At 43.6% G+C, this 18,613-nt stretch carries 19 protein-coding genes and 1 pseudogene; 7 read left to right on the forward strand and 13 right to left on the reverse strand.

Annotation, left to right across the window (positions count from 1 at the left end):
- Positions 1–152 precede the first annotated feature (152 nt).
- The 9 genes and pseudogenes from EWV66_RS15165 to queF all read right to left on the reverse strand — a co-directional run bounded on the left by EWV66_RS15165 (position 153) and on the right by queF (position 7,714).
- Positions 153–293: a hypothetical protein gene (locus EWV66_RS15165; RefSeq protein WP_287107987.1), complete on the reverse strand. Its 141-nt coding sequence runs from the start codon at positions 291–293 to the stop codon at positions 153–155.
- Positions 281–508, reverse strand: a complete 228-nt coding sequence (locus EWV66_RS15170) for a DUF8778 family protein (RefSeq protein ID WP_052277900.1) — start codon at positions 506–508, stop codon at positions 281–283. Before EWV66_RS15170 ends, EWV66_RS15165 begins: the two co-directional genes overlap by 13 nt.
- Before the next feature lie 34 nt (positions 509–542).
- Entirely contained in the window at positions 543–767 is a 225-nt protein-coding gene (locus EWV66_RS15175; RefSeq protein WP_072923712.1) for a DUF2283 domain-containing protein, read from the reverse strand.
- Positions 768–1,107: 340 nt separating this feature from the next.
- Complete coding sequence (locus EWV66_RS15180) at positions 1,108–4,752, reverse strand: WD40 repeat domain-containing protein (RefSeq protein ID WP_287107985.1); 3,645 nt, start codon at positions 4,750–4,752, stop codon at positions 1,108–1,110.
- Between the two features lie 65 nt (positions 4,753–4,817).
- On the reverse strand, positions 4,818–5,180 hold the full coding sequence (locus EWV66_RS15185; RefSeq protein WP_002763821.1) for a coiled-coil domain-containing protein: 363 nt from the start codon (positions 5,178–5,180) through the stop codon (positions 4,818–4,820).
- 26 nt (positions 5,181–5,206) lie between these two features.
- A complete protein-coding gene (locus EWV66_RS24455) occupies positions 5,207–5,473 on the reverse strand; it encodes a Het-E N-terminal domain-containing protein (protein WP_502706150.1) in 267 nt (88 codons plus the stop codon).
- 85 nt (positions 5,474–5,558) lie between these two features.
- A pseudogene (locus EWV66_RS24460) lies at positions 5,559–5,709 on the reverse strand (Het-E N-terminal domain-containing protein); the annotation flags it as partial.
- A 353-nt stretch (positions 5,710–6,062) separates the two neighbouring features.
- Complete coding sequence (locus EWV66_RS15195; RefSeq protein ID WP_287107983.1) at positions 6,063–7,091, reverse strand: PstS family phosphate ABC transporter substrate-binding protein; 1,029 nt, start codon at positions 7,089–7,091, stop codon at positions 6,063–6,065.
- Between the two features lie 227 nt (positions 7,092–7,318).
- The gene (queF, locus tag EWV66_RS15200) at positions 7,319–7,714 is read right to left on the reverse strand and encodes a preQ(1) synthase (RefSeq protein WP_002740916.1); all 396 of its coding nucleotides are present in this window, start codon (positions 7,712–7,714) and stop codon (positions 7,319–7,321) included.
- Positions 7,715–8,157: 443 nt separating this feature from the next.
- Here queF and EWV66_RS15205 point away from each other — a divergent pair, with 443 nt between their 5' ends.
- The 4 genes from EWV66_RS15205 (at position 8,158) to EWV66_RS15220 (ending at position 11,162) form a co-directional block, all read left to right on the forward strand.
- A complete protein-coding gene (locus EWV66_RS15205) occupies positions 8,158–9,339 on the forward strand; it encodes a M20 family metallopeptidase (protein WP_193961353.1) in 1,182 nt (393 codons plus the stop codon).
- 142 nt (positions 9,340–9,481) lie between these two features.
- Positions 9,482–9,946, forward strand: a complete 465-nt coding sequence (locus EWV66_RS15210) for an MEKHLA domain-containing protein (RefSeq protein ID WP_287107981.1) — start codon at positions 9,482–9,484, stop codon at positions 9,944–9,946.
- Positions 9,947–9,960: 14 nt separating this feature from the next.
- Positions 9,961–10,662: an orotidine-5'-phosphate decarboxylase gene (gene pyrF / locus EWV66_RS15215; RefSeq protein WP_072927142.1), complete on the forward strand. Its 702-nt coding sequence runs from the start codon at positions 9,961–9,963 to the stop codon at positions 10,660–10,662.
- Positions 10,626–11,162, forward strand: a complete 537-nt coding sequence (locus tag EWV66_RS15220) for a hypothetical protein (RefSeq protein ID WP_072927139.1) — start codon at positions 10,626–10,628, stop codon at positions 11,160–11,162. Before pyrF ends, EWV66_RS15220 begins: the two co-directional genes overlap by 37 nt.
- Here EWV66_RS15220 and prmC read toward each other — a convergent pair.
- The 3 genes from prmC to EWV66_RS15235 all read right to left on the reverse strand — a co-directional run bounded on the left by prmC (position 11,159) and on the right by EWV66_RS15235 (position 13,672).
- A complete protein-coding gene (gene prmC / locus EWV66_RS15225; protein WP_072927138.1) occupies positions 11,159–12,043 on the reverse strand; it encodes a peptide chain release factor N(5)-glutamine methyltransferase in 885 nt (294 codons plus the stop codon). The two genes, EWV66_RS15220 and prmC, sit on opposite strands and share 4 nt — an antisense overlap.
- 5 nt (positions 12,044–12,048) lie before the next feature.
- Positions 12,049–12,849 carry a Tic22 family protein gene (locus tag EWV66_RS15230; RefSeq protein ID WP_072927137.1) on the reverse strand — a complete coding sequence of 267 codons (801 nt, stop codon included), beginning with the start codon at positions 12,847–12,849 and terminating at the stop codon, positions 12,049–12,051.
- Positions 12,850–13,237: 388 nt separating this feature from the next.
- Positions 13,238–13,672, reverse strand: coding sequence for a hypothetical protein (locus EWV66_RS15235; protein ID WP_002733588.1), 435 nt, complete (start codon positions 13,670–13,672; stop codon positions 13,238–13,240).
- Positions 13,673–14,323: 651 nt separating this feature from the next.
- On the opposite strand from EWV66_RS15235, the gene mtnA reads away from it, so the two are divergent.
- From mtnA to EWV66_RS15250, 3 genes are all read left to right on the forward strand, one after another.
- On the forward strand, positions 14,324–15,385 hold the full coding sequence (mtnA, locus tag EWV66_RS15240) for an S-methyl-5-thioribose-1-phosphate isomerase (protein ID WP_287107994.1): 1,062 nt from the start codon (positions 14,324–14,326) through the stop codon (positions 15,383–15,385).
- Between the two features lie 122 nt (positions 15,386–15,507).
- Positions 15,508–15,882: a hypothetical protein gene (locus EWV66_RS15245; protein ID WP_043996648.1), complete on the forward strand. Its 375-nt coding sequence runs from the start codon at positions 15,508–15,510 to the stop codon at positions 15,880–15,882.
- Positions 15,883–16,792: 910 nt separating this feature from the next.
- Positions 16,793–17,506: a response regulator gene (locus tag EWV66_RS15250; protein WP_287107976.1), complete on the forward strand. Its 714-nt coding sequence runs from the start codon at positions 16,793–16,795 to the stop codon at positions 17,504–17,506.
- A 52-nt stretch (positions 17,507–17,558) separates the two neighbouring features.
- Here EWV66_RS15250 and EWV66_RS15255 read toward each other — a convergent pair whose 3' ends face one another.
- Positions 17,559–18,560 carry a phosphoribulokinase gene (locus EWV66_RS15255; RefSeq protein ID WP_002740086.1) on the reverse strand — a complete coding sequence of 334 codons (1,002 nt, stop codon included), beginning with the start codon at positions 18,558–18,560 and terminating at the stop codon, positions 17,559–17,561.
- Positions 18,561–18,613 lie beyond the last annotated feature (53 nt).

Raw genomic sequence — 18,613 nt, forward strand, 5'->3', positions numbered from 1 at the left:
CGCCTATCGGCACCCCCCTTATCAAGGGGGATCCCCCCGCCTATCGGCACCCCCCTTATCAAGGGGGATCCCCCCGCCTATCGGCACCCCCCTTATCAAGGGGGGCAGGGGGGATCGAAGCTAAAATCCATTTTTAATTTAATTATAACCAGCTACTTATTTTCAAAAAAAGTTATTCGTTCTTGGGTGCGCTTAATTCCTTCTTGAAGTTCTTGCAGTCTTTCGGTTAATGCGTCTTCAATAAATTTTTTTAAGGAGTTTAGATGTTTAGATATAAGTTTTACTTCAGCCATAATGCTTCCGAGTTGATAATCGCTGCTGTTTGCCATTCGTCAGTCCATCCTAATTCTAGTTCATCTACTGCTAAAAAAGCTTGGGCGAGTTCTTCTGCTTCTTGTTGTTGTCGCCATTGTTGTAAAATTGAGGCGATGAAAATGCTTTTATCTTCTACTTTCTGGTCTAGGTAATTAACCAGTTCATCAGGTAAAGAAATGGAGATTTTAGCCATTGTTATCTCTTTAGCTATTTGATTCTAATATAGACTATTTTGATTGAGATAAAATAACAGAATTAAGGGGGAAAGACTCAGTTTCTAAACGAGTTAAATCAACAATTTGACTAGCTTGATCAATATCAATTCCAACTAATTTTCCTTCGCTATCAAAATCTAAAACAATATCAGGGGCGATTTCTTGAGAATCGGTGCTTGTTTTTTCTGATAGGCTAATGTATAGAGAATCGGTTTCAGGATAATAACTAAATTTCATTTTTTACTCCTTAAAGTTACGATCTGGGAAGGCGTTATAAATGGTTTCTCCATCATCTAGAGTGACAACTCGCAAGTATTTTCCTAATTCGGGAATGTATAACCAATGACGAATGCGTCCATTTGGTTCTATTTCTCGTCTAACTGGATTCTGAATAGCCTGTTGACACTATTCTCGCTTAAGATAGGGTCTTTTGACCAAGACTTATTCTTCAAAGTAGCGGGTAGTTTTCATTCATCATTTTTCTGATCGATTCCTTCTATCATAATTTTAACGAAATTTAGATAAATTTCCCCAGATACTAAATTCTCCCCCCTTTTTAAGGGGGGCAGGGGGGGGATCAAATCCCATCACACAAATGCCTATCTTCCTCCCTAACATCAGAATTAGGATTGTGCAAATAAGCCCGCACCCAATCGCAACTACTCTCCATTAAAGCATCTAAATTCAATAAATTCGAGTCTGTTTCTACCTTCCAGAGTTTGATAGTGTTGTCCCAACTACCGCTCACCAAAGTCTTGCCGTTGCGACTAAAATTAACGCTTCTGACACGGCTATTATGCCCATGGAGGGTGCGGATTTCTTGGCGTTTTTCTACATTCCAGAGTTTGATAGTTTTGTCATCACTACCGCTCACCAAAGTCTTGCCGTTAGGACTAAAATTAACGCTTCTGACAGGGCCATCATGCCCCTCGAAGGTGTGGATTTCTTTGCCTGTTTTTACATCCCAGAGTTTGATAGTCTTGTCATAACTACCGCTCACCAAAGTCTCGCCGTTGGGACTAAAATTAACGCTTCTGACAGGGCCTTCATGCCCCTTGAAGGCATAGGAGGTGGGGATTTCTTTGCCTGTTTTTACATCCCAGAGTTTGATAGTATTGTCATTACTACCGCTCACCAAAGTCTTGCCGTTGGGACTAAAATTAACGCTTCTGACACGATGATGCCCCTGGAAGCCATGGAAGGTGGGGATTTCCTTGCCTGTTTTTACATTCCAGAGTTTGATAGTCCCGTCCCAACTACCGCTCACCAAAGTCTTGCCGTCGGGACTAAAATTAACGCTTCTGACAAGGCCATTATGCCCATAGAAGGTGTGGAGTTTTTCGCCTGTTTTTACATCCCAGAGTATGATAGTTTTGTCATCACTACCGCTCACCAAAGTATTGCCGTCGGGACTAAAATTAACGCTTCTGACAGGACCATCATGCCCCTTGAGGGTGAGGATTTCTTCGCCTGTTTTTACATCCCAGAGCTTGATAGTCTCGTCATCACTACTGCTCACCAAAGTATTGCCCTCGGGACTAAAATTAACGCTATTGACAAGGTCATCATGCCCCTTGAGGGTTTGGACTATTTCTACATTCCAGAGTTTGATAGTCCCGTCATCACTACCGCTCACCAAAGTCTTGCCCTCGTCAGGACTAAAATTAACGCTCCAGACAGGGCCTTCATGCCCCTTGAGGGTGAGGATTTCTTGGCCTGTTGACTCATTCCAGAGTTTGATGGTGTTGTCCCAACTACCGCTCACCAAAGTCTTGCCGTCGCGACTAAAATTAACGCTTCTGACACGGCTATTATGCCCCTTGAGGGTGCGGATTTCTTGGGGTTTTTCTACATTCCAGAGTTTGATAGTCTTGTCACCACTACCGCTCACCAAAGTCTTACCGTCGTGACTAAAATTAACGCTATAGACAGGGCTATTATGCCCCTTGAGGGTACGGATTTCTTGGGGTTTTTCTACATTCCAGAGTTTGATAGTCTTGTCACCACTACCGCTCACCAAAGTCTTGCCGTCGGGACTAAAATTAACGCTATAGACAGGGCCACCATGCCCCTCGAAGGTGTGGAGTTTTTCGCCTGTTTCTACATCCCAGAGTTTGATAGTTTTGTCATCACTACCGCTCACCAAAGTCTTGCCGTCGGGACTAAAATTAACGCTATAGACAGGGCCACCATGCCCCTTGAGGGTACGGATTTCTTTGCCTGTTTCTACATTCCAGATTTTGATAGTTTTGATAGTTTTGTCATCACTACCGCTTACCAAAGTCTTGCCGTCAGGACTAAAATTAACGCTATAGACAGGGCCATTATGCCCCTTGAGGGTGTGGAGTTTTTGGCCTGTTTCTACATTCCAGAGTTTGATAGTTTTGTCATCACTACCGCTCACCAAAGTCTTGCCGTTAGGACTAAAATTAACGCTATGGACATATCTACCATGCCCTTCTAAGCGATTGCGTTCACTTTTGCGGTTGAGAAGTTCCTGTAAGGCATTCGTCACCTTCGTGTCGGATGCCTGCTGCTTTTGTAGGGTTTTTCCTGCTTTAATCGCTTCAACAAAAGCCTCTAATTCTTTTCCTCTATCAAACAAAGACAAGGAAGAAAACCCGCGAGCATTTGCCAGATTGAGTTCCGCTTGTTGTGTTTGTTTCCACGCCATTAAACCAAATCCAGTACTAATCACCACCGCCACCAAAGAACCCGCTGTAATTATTCGCGCTGTTCTAATTTTTTCATTTTTTTGTCGTTCTGCTTGACTAATACTCGCCTTAATAAACTCAATCGCCAAAGCCTCTAAATTAGGCAGAGAATTATTCTTTTGAAACTCAACAATTTTAGCCAACTTAGAACCGCCCCAAAGCTCACTACTCGCTTTTACTGCATCTTGCTTCTGTAAATCATCCCACTGTTTTGCATCAGCATATAAACGACTTCTGAGAACAATTATCTCCTCCTTTTCCCTAATTAAATCCTGTAACACTTTCCAAGAACGAATTAACGCCTCATGCGCTATCTCAACCGTTGCTTTCCCGTCTTCTCCCTTACTCACCAAAAGACGATTATCTATCAATTGATAGAGAACCTCCCTTTGCATTTCCTCCGGTTCAAAACTCGATTTATCCGCCCTTCTGCTAACCGCTTTTTCCCCTTCTAAACTAATTAACTCTAGAAAAATTTCCTCTGCTGCTTTCCGTTGCTGTTCATTAAATTGACTATAAATTTTATCCGCTTGTTTTTCTAGCGCACCCGTTACCCCACCAATCTCTTGATAAGTCTTAATATTTAAAACCCGCTCTTGAATATGATCTTTTTCCCACAATAAATCTAACGTATATTGTAACAGAGGTAAAGAGCCAGCCTGTTCATAAAAATCGGCAATAATTTGATTAATTAATCCCTGTTCAAAAATTACCCCATTTCTCGCCGCCGGTTCAGCAATAGCTAATCTTAACTCACTTTCATCCATATCCGTTAACATCTTGCTATACTGATCATGGATTTTTCCTAAACTGGGATAAGGACTTAATTTATCTAAAAAATCCGCCCTCATCGTCATCACAATTTTAACTAAACTATTATTATTTTCAATTAATTTAATCAAACTTTTAATGAAAATATCTCTTTCCGTCTTCGGTGTACGAGTAAATAATTCCTCAAATTGGTCAATAAAAATAAACCATAAATCAGAATTATTTTTTAATCCTTCAACCACCTTAATTAAAGTATCTTCCTTAACAGCTTGTGCTAATTGTGCTTCGGATTGTGTATATCTATTCCTTAAAAGACAATAAAAAGACTCAAAGGGATTAACATCAGGAACAAAAGTTAAATTAACCAATCTATTTGCGCCAAAATTATCCTTTAACTTAGGAATTAAACCCGCTTGCACGAGAGAAGACTTACCACTTCCCGACGCACCTAAAAGCAATAAAACATTCTTTTGCTTTAAATAATCGGTTAACTCAACAATCCAATTATCTCGCCCAAAAAACCTATCCTTATCATCTACTTCAAACTTCCTTAAACCCAAATAAGGTGAACCCGTAATTAAAGTTTGAGCCTGAATCTCAACTCCTGACTTTTGGGTGATAATATATTGATTGATTACACCGCCACTAATATCACCTGCAATTCCCTTAAATTCACCATCACCAATAAGACCTTTAACATCACCACCTATTTCTGAATAATAACTTTTATCAGTCATTTTTGCTACCCCAAAATTATTCTTTTCAAGTTAACTTTAAATTGCAGTTTTAGAATTAGCACTCTTTAAGGACTTCCTACTAAACCAAACAATTTAGCCAAACCGCCTAAAATCGTTACAATTAAAGCGACTAAAATCCCTCGACTGACAAACTCTTGATTCTCTAAGCGCTTTTCCAATCCATCAATTTTTCCCTCTAGACGCTTCTCGACACCATCAATTTTTTCCTCCAGACGCTTCTCGACACCATCAATTTTTTCCTCCAGACGCTTCTCGACACCATCGATTTTTTCCTCCAGACGCTTAATTTCACCTTTAACTTCACTAAGTTCAATCTTAATATCAGTAACATCTTTTTGAAGATTATCTAACTTTTGATTGATTTGAATTAGAAAATCTTTAAGTTCTACCTCAACAGTAATTGACATAAATTTCCCTCCTAAATAATCCTCAACTAATTAATGTTCTGACTAATATTTCCACCACTAATATCTCCTGCAATTCCCTTCAAAGTACCATCTCCCACCATTCCTTTAATATCATCACCAACATTAATATTATACTTACCTGCGGCAAATTCTTCAGGTTTTAATTGCTTAAGTAATTCTTCTGCTGTCTTAATAACCTCTGCATCTCTATCAATTTTTGCTTCAAGTAACTCTTCTTTGAGCAGTGTTTTTACCCCCTCTGAATCTGGTTTTTTCTCATGTTTATCGACGATAAGCTAAACGGCTTTTACTTCGGATCACCGATATAGACTCCAAAAGGGTTATAGCTGTTGGATCATGCAGGTTAAGCGCCGTTTAGCTTATCACTATCATCTGTTTTCCCTTTTTCTGCAAATTTCTTCTTAATCAACGCTTTTAAACCCTCATAAGCATCCTTAACGGCTGTTCCTGCCGTATCCTTAGCAGCAGCCGCCGCACCAGCAGCCAACGCAGCGAGAATTATTTCCATTGCCTGAGACTCCAAATTAGATATTGCTGACTCAATTTTAGATCAAAGCAAAGTATCTGACGCAATTATGGCGCAGGTATTGGGCGCAAATGGCTTGCTCGTCGGGGTTGTTGGCTACTACTGCCAGTTGCACATAGGTGGGATAGTAGCGACAGAAGGTGTAAATCCCACCGTCATCGATGCCCTGCTTGTTCGGTAAAAATCGTTCGCACTGAGGGATGATTTCGACGGGATAGCCGAAAATCTGGACAAAACTGGGAGTAGCAGTCCTCTAGATGCGCCCAATCAAGCGCACACTCAGATGAAAATTGCTCAAATTCACTTTAACCTAGATTTGTAGAAGTTGGATTAAATTATCTCAAGGGAACAAAACCGGCTTTTTCAATTAATTCCTGTCCTTGATCGGTTAATAATAAATCAGCGTAAGCTTCCCCCGCTTGTTCGTCTAATTGACCATTTTGTTTGATAATAACAAAAAGACGACGGGTGATCGGGTATTCTCCCTTTTGAAAAGCTAATTCATTCAGTTGATTACGCTTCTGGGGACATTGGGAAGACGGGATCGAAGGTTCTTGATAGGGGGCAACTAACTTATTTTCGCTTTTACCGAGGGGTAAAGTTTTAATTCCACACTGGGGAACTACTTCCGGTGCAGAAGCATAGTAAATTCCTCCTAAATTTTGGGAAACTTTTCTGAGAGCGGGAGTTGTACTATAAACGTACTTAATGTTACTGCCAAAATCGGCTTTTTCTAAAACCTGATCGATAAAAAATTCCACGGTTCCCCCATCTTCCTTGCGTCGGGAATAGGGAATAATCGCTAAATTAGGCCCGCCCACTTGCCGCCAATTGCGAATTTTTCCTGTATAAATATCTTTTAACTGGGTAATTGTTAGACCGGAAACCGGTAAATCGGGATGAACTGCGATCGCAATTCCATCGATAGCCACGGGAACCTCTTTTAAGGTCAATCCCCGTTGTTGAGCGCGTTGTATTTCCTCATCTTTGAGCGATCGAGATGCTTGGGAAAAAGCCAATTGATTCTCGATTAACATCCGAATACCGCTGCCGGTGCCGGGGGTTCCCGTAGTGGGATCGGTATAGACGAGGCGAAATTTCGGCCAGACTTGCTGGATAATAAAGTCCACTTCCTTGCGAATCGGGGCCCAAGTGGTACTTCCCCCGTAGTTAAATAATCCTTCCGGGACATTTGTAACTGCACCTAAAGTTTCAGAAATTTGATTATTCGAGGAAGAAGAATTAGATCGATCATTGAGATTGGGAAAGGTTTTGTTGAGCAACCACCAAGCAATTCCTCCTAAAAGTGCCGATGTCACCATAACCGTCAACAGCAGCGGAAGAATTTCATTTTTCTGGGACATAAAATCAGGATCACGATTCGGACTACTTTAATGATAATCCCAGCTTTTTTTAATGACCCTAACTTTTACAATTCTTTCGGGTTGTGCCAAGGGTTAAGGATCAACCATAGAGACACGAACAACAGAAAGCAGAGCGCAGAACACCTTCCAACAGCAAAAAACTTGAACAACAAAAACTAGAACAGCAAGGGATGGAGGCAACCCCATCCCCAAACTAGACAATTATGCTATTCTTTTTTATACATCACCTCCACCACGGTATGTACGTTACCTCTGGGATGAAAATCCCCCTTAACTTTCATCTGCAAGGGTTCGCAAGCGGCCACCAAATCATCTAAAATTTGGTTAATTGCTTCTTCGTGGGAAATATAACGATCGCGATAACTATTAATATAAAGTTTAATCGCCTTTAATTCCATCACCTTTTGATCGGGAACGTAGCTAAGATAAATAGTGGCAAAATCGGGATAACCGGAAAAGGGACACTTACAGGTATATTCCGGCAGAGTGATCTGAATATCGTAATTTCTGCCGGGACGTGGATTAGGGAAAGTAATTAATGTTCCTTCGGCAATTTCTCTTTCCCCGTACTTAACTTCAATTTTTTCGGAAGACTGAACCATGTTTTTTTCCTAACTAGACACTGTTTTCTATCATAGCTGGAATATTCTCTCAAGAGGTGTTACCGAATCAAGAGATGAATAGTAAGTAGCTGGTTATAATTAAATTAAAAATGGATTTTAGGTTCGATCCCCCCTAGCCCCCCTTGATAAGGGGGGAAGCCGAAGGCGGGGGGATCCCCCTTGATAAGGGGGGTGCCGATCCCCCCTTAGTCCCCCCTTAATAAGGGGGGTGCCGATCCCCCCTTAGTCCCCCCTTGATAAGGGGGGTGTCTGACAACTTTTAACGCCTACCTACTTAACTCCTGCATCCTCTTGACAAATTAGCTTAGTCCTGGGTTGAAAGAGTGCCGAGAAGACAGTTGAGACTGAAAATCAGCCAGACCCAACTTTTCAGGTAAAAAATGCTCTATGATTAACCCTAAAGATACTGTAAAACTGGTTTCATGCTCTCCGAGATTAAAAACATAGCCGAGAGTCTCGCACCCCGATTAGTGGAGATTCGCCGCCACATTCACGCGAATCCAGAGTTAAGTGGGCAAGAATATCAAACTGCCGCCTATATTGCCGGGGTTTTGTCTTCCTGTGGTCTATCGGTGCAGGAAGCGGTGGGAAAAACGGGAGTTAAGGGAGAATTGGCGGGAAAAGGCAGTGATCGGAGAATTTTAGCCATCCGGGCCGATATGGATGCCCTACCGATCCAAGAAAGAACCGATTTAGACTTTGCTTCCCGTAAACCGGGGATTATGCACGCCTGCGGTCACGATGTTCATGCTACCGTCGGTTTAGGGGTGGCGATGGTGCTTTCCCGTCTCTCGGAACCTTTGGGGGGAAAAATACGCTTTCTCTTTCAACCAGCAGAGGAAATCGCCCAGGGGGCCAGTTGGATGATCCGGGAAGGGGTGATGCGGGATGTCAGTGCCGTTTTCGGGCTGCACGTTTTCCCCTCGATTCCGGCCCGATCGATCGGGGTTCGTTACGGGGCCTTAACTGCGGCTGCCGACGATCTGGAGATTTTTATTCAAGGAGAATCGGGCCACGGGGCCCGGCCCCACGAGGCGATCGATGCTATCTGGATCGCCTCGCAAGTAATCACCACTTTACAACAGGCAATTAGTCGGACTCAAAACCCTTTGCGTCCCATCGTCCTCACCATCGGCCAGATTAGCGGTGGTCGCGCCCCCAACGTCATCGCCGATCAGGTACGCATGGCGGGAACCGTGCGATCGCTGCACCCAGAAACCCACGCCCATCTCCCGGAATGGATCGAGAGTTTGGTCACGAATGTCTGTAGCACATATAACGCTAAATGTCAAGTAAATTATCGCCGGGGCGTGCCATCGGTACAAAATGACCAATTTTTAACCCGGTTAGTCGAAGAAGCTGGTTTAGAAGCTTGGGGACAGGATCGGGTTTTAATTCTCTCGGAACCCTCCATGGGGGCCGAGGATTTTTCCCTTTATTTGCAACAGGCCCCGGGGACAATGTTCCGTCTGGGAGTGGGTTCTCCTCACCTCCTCAATCCCCCCCTTCACCATCCGGAATTTTTAGTGGATGAGTCGGCAATTCTGACGGGAGTGATTACTTTAGCCTACGCGGCCTATAAATATTGGCAAAGGGAAGATTAAGTGGGTGGGTGGAATTAAATATAAGATGAACGTAGGTTGGGTTGAAGCATGAAACCCAACACCCGCACGGGTTACGCTACCGCTAACCCATCCTACCAATAATTGTGCCTCCCTACTTAAACCGGTTTTTCAAGATAATTTTATGGAAATTTGGGAAGATTTAGCTATTATAGCTTGGACAGAATTGCTGCTGGATAATTATGAACGGTTAATCGGGCGATCGCTTTTACCCCGGATCGGTACTGGCAAAGAACAGAGTAAAATGCTCTTTTATGCCCCTTTTGTCCTGGTTTCCCACGGTACGCAAACTAATCCGATCTTCAATTATGGTAATCGCGGTGCCCTCGATCTCTGGGGTTTAACTTGGCCAGAATTATTAACAACTCCTTCGCGAGCGACGGTAGAGGGGGAGGAAATCGCCAAAGAACGCCAAAAAATGCTAGATTTAGTCAAAAAACAAGGTTATATCAACGATTATCACGGGGTAAGGATCACGAAAAACGGTCAACTATTTCGCATTGAAAAAGCGATCGTTTGGAATATCATCGATCGTGATGGCATTTACTGCGGACAGGCTGCCACTTTTGCCGATTGGATTTTTCTCTGATTTATCGCCCCAATATGACCAACTCAGACCGAATTATTGTTCCTCTCGATGTGCCGGATTTAGAATCAGCGATCGCACTGCTTGATCTGTTGCCGGAAGTCAATTTTTGGAAAGTGGGACTAGAATTATTTGTCAGTAGCGGTGCAGAAATTCTAGGGATTCTGCAAGAAAGACAAAAAAAGAGCTTTCTCGATCTAAAATTTCATGATATTCCCAATACGGTCGCTGGGGCCTGTCGTTCCGCCAGTCGCTATCGAGTGGATTTACTTACCCTCCACGCAACAGCCGGACGGCAAGCAATGACGGCAGCTAAGGCGGCAATCTCTGACCTGCTATCGCCGCCAAAACTTCTCGCTATCACCGTTTTAACCAGCCTTAACGCCAGGGAATTAGCCCTCGACCTCAAAATTCCCCTAGAACTATCGGAATATGCCTTAAATCTGGCATTATTGGGCAAAGAATCGGGAATTGATGGGGCGGTTTGTTCTCCCCAAGAAGTGGCGCAATTGCGGTGCGTCTGTGGAGAGGATTTTCTCTTAGTTTGCCCCGGAGTTCGTCCCTCCTGGTCAAGCAAAGGGGATCAAAGTCGGGTGATGACTCCAGGCCAAGCGCTTAAAGCTGGGGCTGATTATCTAGTAATTGGACGACCGATCACCGGTGCCGAGGAGCCAAAGGTAGCATGGACAAAAATTTGTCACGAATTAGCCGATATTTAGGGGTATTACTGGTTATTTTCGGGATTAACTCACCGGCTGTTAGTCGTCCTCTTTCTAGCTGTCCGGAGGATTTAAATCTTTTAGTCGATCGCCTCTTGTCAGATTTACCCGGTTATGCTAATCGAGTTATTACCCGTTCCCAAATCGACCAAAAATTATCTACACCAGTTTTTGTGATTATTGCCGGTCGTCCCGAATTTGCACCCCTACCTTTAAGTGCTAATCAATATTCCGGTCAAATTGCCGATGACACTCAACAGGTTTTTTTTACGACTTTAGAGCGTCAGTACAGCAAAAATCGCTCTGTCACTCTCCAAAATTATCACTGGTTATTTTTAACTAAAACTGGGGAAGGATGGCGATTAGTGACGGTTTACAGTCAATTAGCTGCCCTTGAACCCGCTCAAGTCCCCTTACCTCCCCTAGAAACCAGCCAAGGCACCATCGGCCAAGCGGTGCGTCTCTGGCTGCGGGACTGCGAAGCGGCTGCATTGCGCTAAATTCGCTCGGCCAAAACAAAGCGATCGAAACCTGCTAGGTCGTTAATAATCTGAATTTGTCGATAATTGCCCTGATTTTCCAGCATTTGCGCTACTTTTTCCCCTTGACCGGCTCTCATTTCCACTAGCCAAAGACCTCCCGATCGCAGATAATCGGGAGCAGTGGCCACTAGATAGCGCAATGCGGTCAATCCGTCTTCACCTCCATCGAGGGCCAAACGGGGTTCATGTTCCCGCACTTCAATTTGTAGGTCAAGGATTTCTGCACTGGGAATATAGGGAGGATTGGACACCATACCGCTAATCTGTCCCTTCCACTTCCCTAGGGGTGTCCACCAAGAACCCTGTTTTAAGATAATTCTGTCGGCAAAACCCGTCTTGATGATATTTTCTTTGGCGATCGCTAGAGCCGTTGGACTGTAATCAATAGCATATATTGCCGCTTTTGTCAAGATACTAGCTAAACCAATAGCGATCGCACCGCTACCGGTTCCCAGATCTACCCAGATTCCCCCGTCGTCTCCTCTGACGGTTTCGCCAACAATATCGATTAATAACTCGGTTTCGGGACGAGGAATTAAGACATCTGGGGAGACTTTCAGGGTAAAATTACGCCAGACCACCGATTCGAGCAAATACTGCAAGGGAACCCTTGCTTGCAGGCGTTTTTGCCAGCGTTTAGTAATTTCCGACCAAGAATAACTCAAAGGGATTTTTTCTCGTTCGCGAAAGGATTGTAAGCGCAGGGAAAGAGTATCTAAATCTGTCACTGCTTGCAGAAAGATATCCACTTCCTTGGCAGATAGTTGCGCTTGCGCTAAATCAGCGATCGCCTGTTGGCGCCATTGACTTAATTCTTGACCGGAAATACTAGCAGACACAAGGCTTAACGATTAGGGGCGGGGGGATTATTGGTATTATTATTAGGGCGTGGCTGATTTGCCGGGGGTTGGTTGGGAGCTTTTTGGTTACTATTTGCCCGAATAAAATCAATCGTTTCTTGACTAGGATAGAGGAGAATTTTAGTTAAAGCTTCATCGTTGCTTTGTTGTAGGGTGGCGATGACATTTTCTAAGGGAATAACATCAATTTTCACCGTGGCTGCTTCGGCGGGATTAGCTTTTTTATATTGTTCTACCATTTGCAAAGCGGCGGCTTTTTCAAAGAAGAAAGGAATAAAATCCTGATTATTGCGATTGATCACCAGAAAATTACTCTCTTTTCCTGCTTTCGGCACAAATAAAGGTACACCACCTTGATACTGTTGACCTCTTTCACTGAGCAGTTTTTTCGCCGATTCTACTTCCGACTCTTTGGGAACAAAATCGATAATTAAACGATTTTGATCGGTTTGACTGGTTTGCATTTTATAGACTTGTGCCAAGGAAACAGCCTGAACTTTAACTTTGCTGGCCACTTCAGGATTCTCTTTTTTCAGTCGTTCAAAAAAGTTTTGTGCGTCCTGCTTACTAATAAAAACCCCCGTGAATTTCTGTTCTTTTTCTCCTACGGCAATTAGGGGAACTCCTTGATCATCGGCAATAGCGAAGACAGGTACAGACTGCAAGGTTTTGACGATTTGTTCTTCCGGTAAAGCGAGTGCTTTAGAATAGCTGCCCAGCAGCGAAGTCAACATTGTCGTTCCTACTAAACCAAGAGTTGCCGTCCAACGAATGAGAGATTTCATCAAAATAATTACCTCGTTATTACTATTAACCAATATTTGCCGTTAATCTGAACTATATCGTCTGCTTAACTCCTCCGATCAGGAGTTTTCTGATGAATAACCAGCCCCAAAAGTTCCCTTTATTGGCTTGCTTCTGAACCATCATAGCTAAAAAGATCCGCACTTGGTCAGATGTGGTGGCAGCAGCAGCCCGGAAACAGGGGCAATTTACGGGCTGATCTGGGGAATAATAGGGATTAATTAGATTTTTTAAGTTAAATTTCCCGAAAAAATCCCTTTAGCTCCGGTTTAAGCTTGCTTTTGCTTTCATAAGCACCAACTTGAGATCAAAAGGCCTCCTCTTGTCTGAATCAGTTAGTCAACCGGCCACCTTTTGATCTTGCCACTACTAATGACTTTCCGAGAGATGGTGCGGATGGGCGATCGCTAACCGCAGCCATTGATAGGAAACTAGATTTAAAATCAGTCCGATGATCAACAAAATTGCCATGAGAGCGATTTGATACCAGGCAATCGGTCTGACCAAAAGATCGGCGATTAGATGGGCTAAATTCAAGACAGAATAGAGAATTGTCAGCCAGAAATGGACTTTTCTCAAGGAGCGACTTTCGCTAAAATTGACCCCGATAATCGCTAACATTGGCAGCAAAAAAAAGAGCAACATTCCCCAGAAAATCGGATCGAGATTGCTGGTTTGATGGCTCTCGACGATCGATTGACCATGGAAAAGCGGCATTAAACCCAGTTGGGTGTGAAATAGGGTTCCCAAGAGGAATGTTGTCCAGAGAGCGGCAATTTTTTCGGGATATTTCGCTGTTTTCACGGTAATTATCCTCGGAATTAGTTAATATAAAAGCTCGGACTAAGTGAGAAAGTATTTTTCAATTTTTCCTAGTCACTTATCTAAGTAGGTAGGCGTTAAAAATTATCAGATGCCCCCTTTATCAAGGGGGGATTAAGGGGGGATCGGCACCCCCCTTATCAAGGGGGGATTAAGGGGGGATCGGCACCCCCCTTATCAAGGGGGGATTAAGGGGGGATCGGCACCCCCCTTATCAAGACCTAAAATCCATTTTTAATTTAATTATAACTAGCTACTTATACATTCTAAAAAAAGTTTCTGTATTTAAAATTACTTTTTACAAAAAAACACAAAATAAGACCTCTTATAAAAATCAAAAATTTTTGTTATGGTCAGGAGTCAGGAGATAGGAGATAGGAGATAGGAGTCAGGAGACGGGAGACGGGAGATTATTTTTATTTATTCTCCCCACACCCCACACCCCACACCCTCTTTCAAGTCAGGAGCCAGTAGTCAGGAGAATTAGGAATGAATAATAAATAATCAATTAAATGCCCTATTTAGGGATTTTATGCAGTTTTATGTCTATTTTTGTCATTTTTGAACTCTCAAAAATTAATTAGGCAAGAAGTCTATGTGGTAAATTTGGCCAATTCTCAATCTAAAAATGTTATGACCACAACCACTTGCGAGAGTAACTCGATCTATCCCGTGCGTTGGCAAGATAATAAAGTCTGGCTGATCGATCAAACCCGTTTACCCATGGAGTATGGGGAAGTTGAGATCACCAGCAGTGAAGCCATGGCCCGGGCGATCGAAACGATGATTGTCCGCGGCGCTCCGGCGATCGGGGTGGCGGCTGCCTATGGTATGGTTTTAGGAGCGCAGGAAATTAAAACCGACCAGAAAGAGGAATTTCTGGCTGATTTAACTAGAATAGCCGATCGATTAGCCCAAACCCGGCCGACGGCGGTGAATTTATTCTGGGCGATCGAGCGAATGTTAAAAGTGGCCAGGGAAAGTGGCCCAGAAGTGGCAGTAATTACCAAAAATCTCCTTGAAACTGCCCAAAATATCCAAAAAGAAGACGTGGAAACCTGTCGGGCGATCGGTCACCATGGTTTATTGGCGCTGCCGGAGCAACCGGAAAAACTGACAATTTTAACCCACTGTAATACTGGTTCCCTAGCCACGGCCGGTTATGGTACTGCTTTAGGGGTAATTCGTTCCGCTTGGACAGCAGGGAGATTAATACAAGTGTATGCAGACGAAACCCGGCCGCGGCTGCAAGGGGCAAAATTAACCGCCTGGGAATGTCTGCGGGAGGGAATTCCCGTCACCGTGATCACCGATAGCATGGCGGCCCACTGTATGCAGCAAAAACTGATCGATGCGGTGATCGTTGGGGCCGATCGCATTGCGGCCAATGGGGACACGGCCAACAAAATTGGCACCTATTCCCTGGCAGTGCTGGCAAAAGCTCATCATCTGCCTTTTTATGTGGCCGCGCCGCTATCGACGGTGGATTTTTCCCTTAAGGATGGTACGGGGATACCGATCGAACAGCGCGATAGTGCCGAAATTTATCAGGTGGGGACGACTACCCTTTGCCCTAGAAATGTTAACTTTTATAACCCCGCCTTCGATGTTACTCCGGCCGCTTTCATTACCGCTATCATCACCGAAAAAGGAGCGGTAACACCGGCTGAATTAATTTTTTTACAGCAATCCTAGGGGGTGAGCTTTTTCCCCACTGATACCATTTTTATTGGCGTTGTCAAATTGAAAGATGCTCCGAATCAGCCCGGAACTGAAATTACTTTGATAGGAAGGATAGCATTGCATCTTGACAATTAGTGTTTAATGAACGAATAGTGCCGATAGTTGGGCTTAAGTGGGGAACAAGACTTGCCCTGAGCCAACTTGCCCTGAGCCAAGTCGAAGGGGTCGAAGGGCTTGCCCTGAGCCAAGTCGAAGGGGTCGCTCGATTTAGTAGTGGAATTAGCCCTACAATCGGCGTAGGGCTAATTCATGAATTAGCCCTACAATCGGCGTTGTCAAATGGAAAGATGCTCCGAATCAGCACCGGAGCATTGCATCTTTCCTCTTCTGATCTGACAACGCCTTTTTATTTGTTTATATCGACTGGCACAGTGGGGAAAAATTCTGCCTCAATCCAATTGGAGGTGACGGCTAGGGAGAAAATGGGTAAGATCACTATTGACAAATAAACCAAAATGGTCTATAACGATAACATCAAAAAAGATAATGATTAAAATTTACTTTTATCTATAGTTAAATACTATTATTCAGTTAATTAATCTTAATTAATCTCCAAATGTATCTTTTTTGTTGACTTAAAAGATTTTTGTTGAGAACGTAGGTTGGGTTGAAGCATGAAACCCAACGCCGGCATGGGTTACGCTACCGCTAACCCATCCTACAAATAATTTTGCCTCCTTGCTTAATAATCCTAATGAGTCTCCAAATGTATCCTTTTTTTGACCGAGACCGAAAATGCCTAAGTCCCAATAGACTAAAAAATTAATTGAACCAGAGCTTGGTTCTCTTCTCTGAAAATCCAAGCAAATCGAAGATGTATTTTTGTTAACTAATCGGCTCTTCTCGACTTTGTGTGATAATTTTTGCTTATATAATTTCAAATACTTATCGGGAAAGACTTTAAGGACTATTTTCTTAAATAAACTATCAGTATAGACCTCGTTTCCACACAGAAACCAGAAAAGCCAAATCCTTGCATAATCGAGATTTGCATGATATTATAAAAAAATAATTAAAGCAGAAAAATCTGGGTAAATTGGGGTAGATTTGAGTAGATTTTAGGGGAGGCTAAGTATATTGGCAATCTCTGCTTTTAGTAAGTACCTAGGCAAAATTATTTACACATGACGATCATTGCCCCGTAAGGGTTTTAGCTCGATCGGGCAGGTAATTAATTTTGCATGACTACTTAATTAGAAATAAAATCAACCGGAAAAAGGGGATTGCCGAATGAAGAATAAGAAAGCGGAATTCAGAGAAGGAGGAAGGGAGTGAAGTCAATGTTAAGGAGCGGCTCTAATAATCGAAAAGCCAAAATTAGCAAATCATCGCCTAATTCGGCGAAACTGGTCAAAAAATATGGATAAAGTCCGGGTTATCGTTGTAGAAGATCACGATTTAACCCGCATGGGCTTAGTGGCGGCTCTCCAGCATCGGGAAGGTATTCAAGTGGTAGGGGAAGCGATCAGTGGATTACAGGGACTGAAACTGCTAGAGGAGACTAAACCCGATGTGGCGATCATCGATATAGGTTTACCCACGATCGATGGGATCGAGTTAGTGCGACGCTGCCAACAAAATCGGGGCGAGGACCCCCTGGCCACGAAAATCCTCATGCTAACCATGCACAAAACCCCAGAACTGGTTTTAGCGGCTTTTAGTGCTGGGGCTGATTCCTACTGTATGAAGGATATTAACGTCGATAAATTAGTCGAGGCGATTTATTGCACCTACGAAGGCAATCCCTGGATCGATCCCTTGATCGCCAATATTGTCCTGCAACAAGTGCGCCAAAAAGTTCCCGTGGGTGGGGCTGCCGGGGCGAAAACAGTGGCAATTCACGGCGTTGACCGGGAATGTCGTCAATTATTGGAAAATGCGCCCCTAACGGGACGAGAGCTAGAAATTCTCGATCTGATTGTCGGGGGTTGCAGTAATGCCCAGATTGCCTACCGACTCTATATCACCATCGGCACGGTGAAAACCCATGTCCGCAATATCTTAAATAAACTCTCTGTGGATGATCGCACTCAAGCGGCAGTGCTGGCCCTGCGATCGGGATTAGTAGCTTAAAAAAAACCGGCATCCTAACCATATAGGATGCCGGTTCGGTCAAAACTAAAAACTAGACTGACGCTGCCACTTTTGCTTCGGCTGCCATTAGTTTTTCGTAGGTTTCACGCATTTTGAGACCGACCAATACTTGGAATAAACCCGTACCATTGGTGGAACCGGGATAATCCTTGTGTTTGAGCAGTAATTCCGTCATTTCACCGTAGTATTTAGTGCCAGTTTTGCTCAAATGGCTTTCGATGTAGATCATTTCTTCGAGGTTATCGAATTGACCATCTAGTTCCAGAATCGACACTTCATTTCCCAAGAAGCCATCCGGACCATAGTAGAGTTTAATACCGGGATAAGTGCAGGTCAATTTACGACCACAGGGCCGCCAATCGATGGTGGAACCTTCATCAAACAGATAAGCGGGTTCAAAGTTTTCTACCCCTTCTTTCTGGATTAAACGGACCCGCAGTAATTTACTTTCGTGATCTTCAAGTAATTTGGTGGGCAGCACTTGAATCACCACGTCAGCGTACTGTCTTTGGGGGTCGATATAGGCACTGAAATCGGGTTTTCTAGAATTAATGGCCGCCATGACATCATCATAGGTGTGACCGCGCTCGGCCATATCCCGTTGAATTTTCCAGTTAACTTTGACTTCATCGCTAATATCGAGATAAACGCTGAAATCTAATAGGGACCGGACTCGTTCATCATATAAGGGGTGTAGTCCCTCGATCACGATTACCTTATTCGGTTCGATGATTTCGGGGGGATCGATCATCCCCGTTTCATGATTATAAATAGGTTTATTAATGGCTTGACCTCCCTTAAGAGCTTTAATCTGCTCATACATCAGGTCAAAGTTATTCGCTTTCGGATTGAGTGCGGTGACACCCACCTCTTTTCTCTGTTTGCGATCGAGGCAATGGTAGTCATCTAAACAGATCACTGTCATAAACTCGGCCCCGAATAAATCGGTCAAACGACGTAAAAAAGTAGATTTCCCACAGCCGGAGTCCCCAGCTACACCGATTAGAACCACGCGCTCTGGCTTATTGGCCATAGTTTCCCTCTAAATACACGACTAATTGTTAACCCATAGTAGTAATTAAACCA

It is taken from the genome of Microcystis sp. M_OC_Ca_00000000_C217Col, assembly GCF_007095585.1.
GTDB classification, from domain to species: domain Bacteria; phylum Cyanobacteriota; class Cyanobacteriia; order Cyanobacteriales; family Microcystaceae; genus Microcystis; species Microcystis panniformis.